Consider the following 10,181-nt stretch of genomic DNA (forward strand, 5'->3'; position numbering starts at 1 on the left):
TGCACCTGTGGGAGCGGGTTTACCCGCGAAGAGGCGCGAAGCGGCTCCAACATTGGCGGAACGAAACACATGGCCCCCTGGCTCACAGTTATAGGCATCGGCGAAGACGGCTTCAGCGGCTTGGGCAAGCAGGCCCGACGTGCCCTGCTGGCGGCCGCGCACATCGTCGGCAGCCCGCGCCAGCTGGCCCTGCTGCCCCACTGCGCGAGCGCCGAGCAGCTCCACTGGCCCAGCCCGTTTTCGCTGGAGCCGGTGTTGGCCCTGCGCGGCCAGCCGGTGTGCGTACTGGCCAGCGGCGACCCGATGTTCTACGGCGTCGGCGCCAGCCTGGCGCGCCAGTTGCCCAGCAGCGAGATGCAGGTGCTGCCAATGCCCTCCTCCTGCGCCCTCGCCGCCGCCCGCCTGGGCTGGCCATTGCAGGACGTGCAGGTGGTCTCGGTGGTCGCCCGCCCGCTGGCCGCGCTCAATGCCCACCTGTTCAGCGGCTTGCGCCTGCTGGTGCTGAGCAACGACCAACACAGCCCGGCCGCCATCGCCGCGCTGCTGCGCGAACGCGGCTTCGGCCCGAGCCGCCTGCAGGTGTTCGAGCATCTCGGCGGGCCACTGGAGCGCCAACTGAGCGGCACGGCCGAAGACTGGCCGCACGCCGATATCGCCGCGCTGAACCTGGTCGCCATCGATTGCCAGGCCAGCGCCGATGCCCCGCGCCTGCCCCGCGTCGCCGGCCTGCCGGACAGCGCCTTCCGTCATGACGGCCAGTTGACCAAACGCGATGTGCGCGCCATCACCCTGGCCCGCCTGGCGCCGCAGCCCGGCGAACTGCTGTGGGACGTGGGCGCCGGCTGCGGCTCGATCGGCATCGAGTGGATGCGTGCCCACCCCAGCTGCCGCACCCTGGCCATCGAGGCCGACGAAGGCCGCCAGGGCTTCATCGAACACAACCGCGATGCCCTGGGCGTACCCGGCCTGCAGCTGATTCGTGGCAAGGCCCCGCAGGCGCTTCACGAGCTGGAGCGCCCCGATGCGATCTTCATCGGCGGCGGCGTCACCGGCGAAGGCGTGCTGGCGCTGTGCTGGGAGCGCCTGCGCCCTGGCGGGCGGCTGGTGGCCAATGCCGTGACCTTGCAGAGCGAAGTCGCCCTGGCGCAGTTCCGCGAACTGCATGGCGGCGAACTGACCCGCATCCATATCGCCCACACCCAGCCGCTGGGCAGTTTCGACACCTGGCGCCAGGCGCTGCCGATCACCCTGCTCGACGTGGTCAAGCCTCTCGATGCGTGAAGAAACCCGAGAACAACCCGCGCCCCTGCGCAGCGGCCTGACCACTGGCAGCTGCGCCACCGCCACCAGCCTTGCGGCAGCACGCCTGCTGCTGACCGGCCAGCACCATGATGCGGTGCACATCACCCTGCCCAAGGGCAAGGTGGTAGAGATGCGCCTGGAGTTCTGCCGCGCCTGCGCACACGGCGCCGAGGCCGGCACGCTCAAGGATGCCGGCGACGATCCGGATGTCACCCATGGGGCGCTGTTGTACAGCCAGGTGCGCCTGCTCGCCGAGCCCGGCATCCGCTTTGTCGCCGGGCAAGGCGTGGGGACCGTGACCCGTCCGGGCCTGGTGCTGGGTGTTGGCGAGCCCGCGATCAACCCGGTGCCGCGGCGGATGATCAGCGAGCACTTGCAGCAGTTGGCAAACGAATGCGCCTATGCCGGTGGTTTCGAAGTCACGGTCAATGTCCGCGACGGTGAAGCCCTGGCCCTGAAGACCATGAACCCGCGCCTGGGCATCCTCGGCGGGCTGTCGATCCTCGGCACCAGCGGCATCGTCCGACCGTTCTCCTGCGCAGCCTATATCGCCTCGATCCACCAAGGCATCGATGTTGCCCACACCAACGGCTACACCCATATCGCCGCGTGCACCGGCAACGCCAGCGAAGACACCATGCGCCGGGTGTACGGCCTGCCCGAAATCGCCCTGATCGAGATGGGCGACTTCGTCGGCGCCGTGCTCAAGCACCTGCGCAAGGTGCCGGTGCCACGCCTGAGCCTGTGCGGCGGCTTCGGCAAGATCAGCAAGCTGGCTGCCGGGCACATGGACCTGCACAGCCGCCATTCGAGCATCGACCTGCCACAGCTGGCCGGCTGGGCCGCCGACATTGGCGCAGACGCAGCGTTGCAAACGGCCATCGTCGGCGCCAACACCAGTCAGCAGGCCCTCGCCCTGGCCCACGCCGCCGGTATCGCCCTGGGCGACGAAGTCTGCCGCCATGCGCTGGCCTTCGCCCGCAGCGTGGTGCCGGCCCAGGTGCAGGTGGAAGTGTTTGCCATCGACCGCCAGGGCGGCATCGTCGGCAAGGCGGGTGTGCAATGAAGGGGCGCATCCTGCTGCTGGGCGGGGTTACCGAGGCCCTGGCCATCGCCCGCACGCTTGGGCCGCAGCATGTATACAGCCTCGCCGGCATCGGCCGCGTGCCCCAGGATTTGGCCTGCCAGGTTCGGGTCGGCGGCTACGGTGGCGCCGAGGGCCTGGCGCGTTACCTGGGTGAGGAAGGCATCGAGCTGCTGGTAGATGCCACTCACCCCTATGCCGCGCAGATCAGCCAAAACGCCGCACAGGCCGCGGCCATGGCCGGCATTCCCTGTTGGGCGCTCAGGCGCCCGGCCTGGCAGGCGCAACCGGGGGACGACTGGCGCGAGGTGGCGGGCTGGGATGAGTTGATCGAGGCACTGGCGCCGTTCCAGCGACCGCTGTTTACCCTTGGGCGCGAGCCGCTGCAACATCTGGACGAGATTCCTTTGCATCAGTTCTGGACCCTTCGTGCCCTCGACGCTTGCCCGGGTAATGAGCGCTGCGAGGTGATCGGTGCGCGTGGGCCGTTCCGTATCGACGATGAGCGCGCGCTGTTCGAACGCCGGCAAATCGATGTGCTGGTGAGCAAGAACAGCGGCAGCGCGGCCACCGAGCCGAAGCTGGAGGTGGCGCGGGAGCGGGGGGTGCCTGTGTTGGTGCTCAGGCGGCCGGTGTTGCCGGAGGTGGAGCGGGTTTTCGAAAGGCCTGAGGTGCTGCTGGAGGCGCTGGAGACATATCGCGTCAGGGCTGACAAGTGTTCGCCGATAGATATGCAGCGCTCTTGAGATCGAGCGCCGCCCGCGCGGCGCATCGCGGGACAAGCCCGCTCCCACATCTGTTTCGGGCCAATGAGTCCTGTGAAAGTACCGCTGCCCGCCTTGGTGCATGCCTTGAGTCATGTGGAGCAGCGTTAGCGACCACGCCAAAAGCGCGTCGTACCAACAAGGCGGACCAGGTAATGGCACAGGAAAGACTGGCCCGAAACAAATGTGGGAGCGGGCTTGTCCCGCGATGCGCCGCGCGGGCGGCGCTCGATCTCACAGGCGCTGTAAAACCTTCGGCGAACACCTGGCTGCGCTGCATATCTTTCGCCGAACACCTGTCAGCCCTGACACAAACTCCATGAAACACAGAGCCACACCCAACCGATGGCCCCACCCGCCGCTCTTGCCGTAAACTCACCCCCCCTCTACTGGAAGGCTCCACCCATATGGAAATGCAATGGTGGATCTGGCTCGTCTTCGGCGTGGCCCTGATCCTGCTGGAACTGGTGCTCCCCACCTTCTTCATTCTCTGGTTCGGCATCGGCGCCGTGCTGGTGTCGTTCATCACGCTGCTCGCCCCCAGCCTGCAACTGGATATGCAAGGGCTGCTGTGGGTAGTGTTCTCGTCCATCACCACCGTGCTGTGGTTCAAAGTGTTCCGCCGCAAGAAAGCGGACGTACGCTGGACCGCCGACAGCGTGATCGGCGAGGTCGGCCTGCTGACCGCCAGCGTCTCGCAATTCCAGAAAGGCCGCGTGCGCTTCCAGAAGCCGATCCTCGGCAACGAGGAATGGACCTGCGTCGCCGACAGCGACATCCCCGCCGGCGAGCGTGTTCGCCTGGCCGCCATCGAAGGCAATACCGCCCGGGTCACCCGGGCTTGAATCCGCACTAAAAGGAAGTTCGCAAAAATGACCAGCCTCATCGTCGTCGCCACCCTCGCCGTATTCGTCCTGATCACCGTGTTCAAGGGGGTGCGCATCGTGCCTCAGGGCGAGGAATGGATCGTCGAACGCCTGGGCCGCTACCACAGCACCCTCAAGCCCGGCCTGAACATCGTCATCCCGTACATGGACGTGGTTGCCTACCGCCTGCCGACCAAGGACATCATCCTCGACGTGCAACAGCAGGAGATCATCACCAAGGACAACGCGGTGATCGTCGCCAACGCCCTGTGCTTCGCCAAGGTCGTCGACCCACAGAAAGCCTCCTACGGTGTGCAGAACTTCTCGTTCGCCGTCACCAGCCTGACCATGACTTCGCTGCGCGCCATCGTCGGCGCCATGGAGCTGGACGAAGCGCTGTCCAGCCGCGAGCAGATCAAGGCGCGCCTGCGTGAGGCGATGTCCGAGCAGACCGAAGACTGGGGCGTGACCGTGCGCTCGGTAGAGATCCAGGACATCAAGCCATCGCCGAGCATGCAGACCGCCATGGAGCGCCAGGCTGCCGCCGAGCGTGAGCGTAAAGCCGATGTGACCCGCGCCGAAGGCAACAAGCAGGCCGCCATTCTCGAAGCCGAGGCACGCCTGCAAGCCGCCAAGCTGGATGCCGAAGCCCAGGTCAACCTGGCCGAGGCCTCGGCACGGGCGATCACCCTGGTGAAAGAAGCGGTGGGCAGCGAGACGGTGCCGGCCATGTACCTGCTGGGTGAGCGCTACATCGGCGCGATGGAGAACCTGGCTGCCAGCGACAATTCGAAAGTCGTTGTGCTGCCTGCGGACCTGCAAGAGACCGTGCGCGGTTTGATGGGCCGCGCCAAGGCCTGACATCACCGGCCCTGCGGGAGCGGGGATTGTGGGAGCAGGGGTTGTGGGAGCAGGGGTTGTGGGAGCAGGGGTTGTGGGAGCAGGGGTTGTGGGAGCGGGCTTGCCCCGCGATGGGGCCCGCCCGGGCAACATCATTCCCAGGCCTGGCCCCATCGCGGGGCAAGCCCGCTCCCACAATGCCCGCTCCCACGAACGTGCGGTGATCTGCCCCAGGTGCGGCACTTCACCGCACCCCGGCATTTTTACCTATACTCCGCCGTACAATACCCCCCACGATTCCTGACCGGATCTCTCCATGCCCCCACGTCGGCACATCGCCTGGATAGCCTGCCTTGCAGTGCTGTTCAACCTGCTGGCCATGCCGCTGTCCTCTGCCGCGCCCAAGGGCCCGGCAGAACAGCTGCTGTGGGGGGCTTTCTGTTCGAGCATGGCGAACAAGGCCAAGGTCGATGTACAGGCCCTGGCCAAGATCGACCTCGGCCCGCAAAGCGATGACAGCGCCAGCATGATGAACTGCTGGTGCTGCTCGGGCGCCGCGCCCTTGCTGGCCTTGCCCGGCTACCCGCCACAACTGCACAACCCGCCGTTGCTGCTGGCCGGGCACATCCCGCACCTCGCCGACTACCAGCCCACGCCGCGCCAGTTATGGCCCGCGCTCAATCCCCGTGCCTCTCCGCTGGCCTGATGTTCACTACGCTGTGCATCAGAACCTGAACAGACCGGAGATTCACCCATGCTCAAGCAAGCCCTTGTCCTGGCCGCCCTGCTGCTGCCCGGCGTCTATGCCAATGCCCATGAATACAAAGCAGGCGACCTGCACATCGCCCACCCTTGGTCGCTGGAGCTGCCGCCGAACGCGCCCAACGTGGCGGCCTACTTCGTCGTGCACAACAACGGCAAGGCCGATGACCGCCTGCTCTCGGTGGACAGCCCCATCACCGACGACGCCCAGCTGCACGAACACGTGATGAGCGCCGCCGGCGCCATGAAGATGCAGCACGTGCAAAGCGTCGTGGTGCCGGCCGGCAAGGATGTGGTGTTCGCCCCCAGCGCCTACCACGTGATGATCATGCAGCCCAAGGACCGCAGCCTGCTCACGGACGGCAAGCGCTTCCCGCTGACCTTGCACTTCGAAAAAGCCGGTGACGTCACCGTCGACGTCGCCGTGCAGAAGCAGCCACCGGCCGACCAGCCCGCGTCGCACGAACACGCACACTGATCAGCTGACAGGCGCTCACCATGAGCCTGCCGCGCAACAGCTCAACCCGCAGCACCCGCCCTGATCGCAGGCGCGTCGGTGGCGGCTGGCTGAGCCTGTTCGCCATGTGGATGATCTTCATCGGCCCACTGGTTTCCCAGTCGATGCCGATGGAGCACCACGCCGGCATGTCCATGCCGATGGACATGTCGATGGCCATGCCCATGGAGCATGGCCACGATCATCACCAGGGCCACGGCAACGATGGCCAGCTGCATGTGATGTGGGAAAAGTGCGGCTACTGCAGCCTGCTGTTCAACTGCCCCGCCCTGCCCCAGACCCTCAGCCCGCTTACCGCGGGCAGCGTACTCCCACCCGTCCACCTCCCCGTCGCCACGCGCCAGGGCCATGCCCGGCAGGCTGTATTCCCCGGCGCGCGCAGCCGCGCGCCCCCCATCTCGATCGTCGTCTGAAACCACTTTTTACTGCCCGAAGCCAGGAGGCTTCGCGCTGACTCACGACTGATCGACTGGAATCACTATGTCCGGCTGTACCCCTGTTTTTGCCCTTTCCCTGCGCGGGACCATCGCCCTGCTGTGCGGCTCACTGCTCGCACCGCTGGCCGTGGCCGCCGAAACCGGCCACGAAGGCCACACCCACGACGCTGCCGAGCTGAGCCCGACGGTGATCACCGCCATCGCCCCCAGCTCGCCACTGACCGTGGTCACCAACCCCAAGGACCCACGCCAGCCGGTGCCGGCCAGCGACGGCGCCGACTACCTCAAGACCATCCCTGGGTTCTCGGTGATCCGCGCCGGCGGCACCAATGGTGACCCGGTGCTGCGTGGCATGTTCGGCTCGCGCCTGAACATCCTCACCAACGGCGGCATGATGCTCGGCGCCTGCCCCGGCCGCATGGATGCGCCAACTTCGTATATCTCGCCGGAAACCTACGACCGCCTCACCGTGATCAAGGGCCCGCAAAGCGTGATCTGGGGCCCCGGTGGTTCCGCCGGGACCATCCTCTTCGAGCGTGAACCGGAAAAGTTCGGCGAGCTCGGCAGCCGGGTCAACGGCAGCGTGCTGGTCGGCTCCAATGGCCGCTTCGACAAGGTGCTCGACGCCGCCGCCGGCAACCAGCTGGGTTATGTGCGCTTCATCGGCAACCAGTCGCACTCCGACGACTTCGATGACGGCAACGGCGACACCGTGCCCTCGCGCTGGGACAAGTGGAACGGTGATGCCACCGTCGGCTGGACACCGGACGCCGACACCCTGCTGGAGCTGACCGCCGGCAAGGGCGACGGCGAGGCCCGTTCTGCCGGGCGCGGCATGGACGGCTCGCAGTTCAAGCGCGAAAGCCTCGGCCTGCGTTTTGAAAAGTCCAACCTCGGCGAAGTGCTCGACAAGGTCGAGGCGCAGGTCTACTACAACTACGCCGACCACGTGATGGACAACTACAGCCTGCGCACCCCGTCGGGCACCGGCATGATGGGCATGCCCATGGTCAGCAACGTCGACCGCCGCACCATGGGCGCACGGATCAAGGCCACCTGGCGCTGGGCCGACGTGCAGCTGATCAGCGGCATCGACGCACAGACCAACGAGCACCGCCAGCGCGGCGGCATGGGCATCGACGCGCACAAGGGCCAACCCTGGACCAAGGACGCCGACTTCCACAACTACGGCGCCTTCGGCGAACTGACCTGGTACGCCACAGGCGAAGACCGCCTGATCACCGGCGCCCGCCTGGACCGTGCCTCGGCCCGTGACTTCCGCAAGGCCAGCCCGACCCAGGGTGACACCCGTGCCGACACCCTGCCCAGCGGCTTCGTGCGCTATGAGCACGACCTGGCGGCAATCCCCGCGACCACCTACATCGGCCTCGGCCATGCCCAGCGCTTCCCCGACTACTGGGAGCTGTTCTCGCCCAAGCTGGCCCCGGCCGGCTCGGCGAACGCCTTCGACGGCATCAAGCCTGAGAAGACCACCCAGCTCGACTTCGGCATCCAGTACCAGGGCGAACGCCTCGAGGCCTGGGCCTCGGGCTACGTCGGCCAGGTGCGCGACTACATCCTGTTCGACTACCGCCGCAGCATGATGGGTGGCTACACCTCCCAGGCACAGAACATCGACGCCCGCATCATGGGCGGCGAGCTGGGCGCGGCCTACAAGCTCACGGAAAACTGGAAGGCCGACGCCACCCTGGCCTACGCCTGGGGCAAGAACAGCAGCGACGGCAAGGCGCTGCCGCAGATGCCACCCCTGGAAAGCCGCCTGGGCCTGAGCTACAGCCGTGACGCCTGGAGCGTCGGCACGCTGTGGCGGCTGGTGGCCGAGCAGAACCGCATTGCCGAGAACCAGGGCAACGTGGTGGGCAAGGACTACGGCAAGAGCGCCGGCTTCGGCGTGTTCTCGCTCAACGGCGCCTACAAGATCAACAACAACCTCAAGCTCAGCGCGGGCGTCGACAACCTGTTCGACAAGGCCTACGCCGAGCACCTGAACCTGGCAGGGAACGCCGGGTTCGGCTACCCGGCCAGCAGTACACCGCCGGTGAACGAGCCAGGCAGGACCTTCTGGACCAAGGTCGACTTCAGCTTCTGACAACAACAAACGGGCGCGGGGCCTGACCGCGCCCAACTCAGGTCTACGGGAGGCTCCCATGAGCAAACCAAACGTATCGTTCTACAACCTGGCCTGGCGCTGGCATTTCTATGCCGGGCTGTTCGTCGCGCCGTTCATGATCCTGCTGGCGATCACCGGGATCATCTACCTGTTCAAGCCACAGCTCGACCCGCTGATGTACCGCGACTTGATGGTGGTCGAGGCCGGCCACCACCGGCAAAACGCCGACACCCTGCTGGCCAACGTGCGCCAGGCTTATCCACAAGGGCATGTGGGCCAGTACCTGCCGCCACTGGACGCCGAGCGCAGCGCGCAGTTCGTGGTGCACGACGGCGGGCGCGAACTCAATGTGTTCGTCGACCCGTACAGCGGCAAGGTGCTGGGCGAGCAGGACGGCAAGCAGAACCTGCAAGCCATCGCCCGCGCCCTGCATGGCGAGCTGATGGTCGGCACGCTCGGTGACCGGCTGGTGGAACTGGCGGCCGGCTGGGGCACCGTCCTGGTCGTGTCCGGCCTCTATTTGTGGTGGCCACGCGGGCGCAGCAGCGCCGGGGTGCTGTGGCCACGCTTCAGCGCACGCGGCCGGGTGCTGTGGCGCGACCTGCACGCGGTCACCGGTTTCTGGGGTTCGGCCCTGTTGCTGCTGATGCTGATCAGCGGCATGACCTGGACCGGCCTGTGGGGCAAGCAGTACGCCGACCTGTGGAACCGCTTCCCGGCGGCCATGTGGAACGACGTGCCGAAGTCGGACAAGCAGGCGGGCGAGCTGAACGACGCCCACCGCCAGACCGTGCCCTGGGCGCTGGAAAACACCCCGATGCCGGTGTCCGGCGCGCATGCCGAGCACGCCGGCCATCACATGGCCGACCAGGCACCCGCCGCGCCGCAGGTCAGCCTGCAGCAGGTCGAGGATGTCGCCACCCTGCGCCAGGTCGCGCCGGGTTACAGCATCACCCTGCCAACCACGGCCGACGGTGTGTTCACCATCGCGGTGTTCGCCGACGACCCGCGCAACGATGCCACCCTGCATGTCGATCAATACACCGGCAAGGTGCTGGCCGACGTGCGCTGGCAGGACTACAGCCCGGTGGCCCGCGCCACCGAGCTTGGCGTGATGCTGCACGAGGGCAAGATGTTCGGGCCGCTGAACCAGATCGTCATCCTGCTGGTGTGCCTGATGATCCTGCTGGGGTCGGTGAGCGGGCTGGTGATGTGGTGGAAGCGCAAGCCCGCCAGCGGCCTGGGCGTACCGCCGCTGCGCCATGACCTGCCGCGTTGGAAGACCGCCGTGGGGGTGATGGTGGTGCTGGGCGTGGCGTTCCCGCTGGTGGGGGTGTCGATGGTGGTGATGTGGGTGGTGGATAGCCTGGTGGTGAGGCGCCGGGTGATGGTCAGGGCCTGATGTCGCAATCGCGGGGCAAGCCCGCTCCCACGCCTGCCCTGTGAGATTGGCGTGGGAGCGGGCTTGCCCCGCGAAG

10 protein-coding genes are annotated in these 10,181 nt (G+C 66.9%); all 10 read left to right on the forward strand.

Going from position 1 to position 10,181, the window contains the following annotated elements; translation table 11 throughout:
* The first annotated feature begins 69 nt into the window (after positions 1–69).
* Entirely contained in the window at positions 70–1,281 is a 1,212-nt protein-coding gene (gene cbiE / locus ACO6VM_RS20395; protein ID WP_422403721.1) for a precorrin-6y C5,15-methyltransferase (decarboxylating) subunit CbiE, read from the forward strand.
* Positions 1,274–2,368, forward strand: a complete 1,095-nt coding sequence (locus ACO6VM_RS20400) for a cobalt-precorrin-5B (C(1))-methyltransferase (RefSeq protein ID WP_422403722.1) — start codon at positions 1,274–1,276, stop codon at positions 2,366–2,368. Before cbiE ends, ACO6VM_RS20400 begins: the two co-directional genes overlap by 8 nt.
* Positions 2,365–3,132 carry a cobalt-precorrin-6A reductase gene (locus tag ACO6VM_RS20405; protein WP_422403723.1) on the forward strand — a complete coding sequence of 256 codons (768 nt, stop codon included), beginning with the start codon at positions 2,365–2,367 and terminating at the stop codon, positions 3,130–3,132. Before ACO6VM_RS20400 ends, ACO6VM_RS20405 begins: the two co-directional genes overlap by 4 nt.
* Before the next feature lie 425 nt (positions 3,133–3,557).
* Positions 3,558–3,995, forward strand: coding sequence for an NfeD family protein (locus tag ACO6VM_RS20410; RefSeq protein ID WP_422403724.1), 438 nt, complete (start codon positions 3,558–3,560; stop codon positions 3,993–3,995).
* Positions 3,996–4,022: 27 nt separating this feature from the next.
* The gene (locus ACO6VM_RS20415; protein WP_401060978.1) at positions 4,023–4,877 is read left to right on the forward strand and encodes an SPFH domain-containing protein; all 855 of its coding nucleotides are present in this window, start codon (positions 4,023–4,025) and stop codon (positions 4,875–4,877) included.
* Positions 4,878–5,172: 295 nt separating this feature from the next.
* Entirely contained in the window at positions 5,173–5,562 is a 390-nt protein-coding gene (locus tag ACO6VM_RS20420) for a DUF2946 domain-containing protein (protein ID WP_390965981.1), read from the forward strand.
* Positions 5,563–5,610: 48 nt separating this feature from the next.
* Positions 5,611–6,096 (forward strand): copper chaperone PCu(A)C, encoded by a 486-nt coding sequence (locus tag ACO6VM_RS20425; protein WP_422403725.1) that lies wholly within the window; start codon positions 5,611–5,613, stop codon positions 6,094–6,096.
* A 20-nt stretch (positions 6,097–6,116) separates the two neighbouring features.
* Positions 6,117–6,548 carry a DUF2946 domain-containing protein gene (locus tag ACO6VM_RS20430; protein WP_125860604.1) on the forward strand — a complete coding sequence of 144 codons (432 nt, stop codon included), beginning with the start codon at positions 6,117–6,119 and terminating at the stop codon, positions 6,546–6,548.
* A 67-nt stretch (positions 6,549–6,615) separates the two neighbouring features.
* On the forward strand, positions 6,616–8,682 hold the full coding sequence (locus tag ACO6VM_RS20435) for a TonB-dependent copper receptor (RefSeq protein WP_422403726.1): 2,067 nt from the start codon (positions 6,616–6,618) through the stop codon (positions 8,680–8,682).
* Between the two features lie 58 nt (positions 8,683–8,740).
* Positions 8,741–10,105, forward strand: coding sequence for a PepSY-associated TM helix domain-containing protein (locus ACO6VM_RS20440; RefSeq protein ID WP_422403727.1), 1,365 nt, complete (start codon positions 8,741–8,743; stop codon positions 10,103–10,105).
* Positions 10,106–10,181: the final 76 nt, after the last annotated feature.

It is taken from the genome of Pseudomonas sp. GZD-209 (genome assembly GCF_049310485.1).
Taxonomy (GTDB): Bacteria; Pseudomonadota; Gammaproteobacteria; order Pseudomonadales; family Pseudomonadaceae; genus Aquipseudomonas; species Aquipseudomonas sichuanensis.

Excerpts from the sequence above, each read along its gene's own strand:
- ACO6VM_RS20420 (WP_390965981.1), top strand. The coding sequence starts at position 5,173 with ATGCCCCCACGTCGGCACATCGCCTGGATAGCCTGCCTTGCAGTGCTG.
- ACO6VM_RS20425 (WP_422403725.1), top strand. The coding sequence starts at position 5,611 with ATGCTCAAGCAAGCCCTTGTCCTGGCCGCCCTGCTGCTGCCCGGCGTC.
- ACO6VM_RS20405 (WP_422403723.1), top strand. The coding sequence starts at position 2,365 with ATGAAGGGGCGCATCCTGCTGCTGGGCGGGGTTACCGAGGCCCTGGCC.
- ACO6VM_RS20430 (WP_125860604.1), top strand. The coding sequence starts at position 6,117 with ATGAGCCTGCCGCGCAACAGCTCAACCCGCAGCACCCGCCCTGATCGC.
- ACO6VM_RS20400 (WP_422403722.1), top strand. The coding sequence starts at position 1,274 with ATGCGTGAAGAAACCCGAGAACAACCCGCGCCCCTGCGCAGCGGCCTG.
- ACO6VM_RS20415 (WP_401060978.1), top strand. The coding sequence starts at position 4,023 with ATGACCAGCCTCATCGTCGTCGCCACCCTCGCCGTATTCGTCCTGATC.
- ACO6VM_RS20440 (WP_422403727.1), top strand. The coding sequence starts at position 8,741 with ATGAGCAAACCAAACGTATCGTTCTACAACCTGGCCTGGCGCTGGCAT.
- ACO6VM_RS20435 (WP_422403726.1), top strand. The coding sequence starts at position 6,616 with ATGTCCGGCTGTACCCCTGTTTTTGCCCTTTCCCTGCGCGGGACCATC.
- cbiE (WP_422403721.1), top strand. The coding sequence starts at position 70 with ATGGCCCCCTGGCTCACAGTTATAGGCATCGGCGAAGACGGCTTCAGC.
- ACO6VM_RS20410 (WP_422403724.1), top strand. The coding sequence starts at position 3,558 with ATGGAAATGCAATGGTGGATCTGGCTCGTCTTCGGCGTGGCCCTGATC.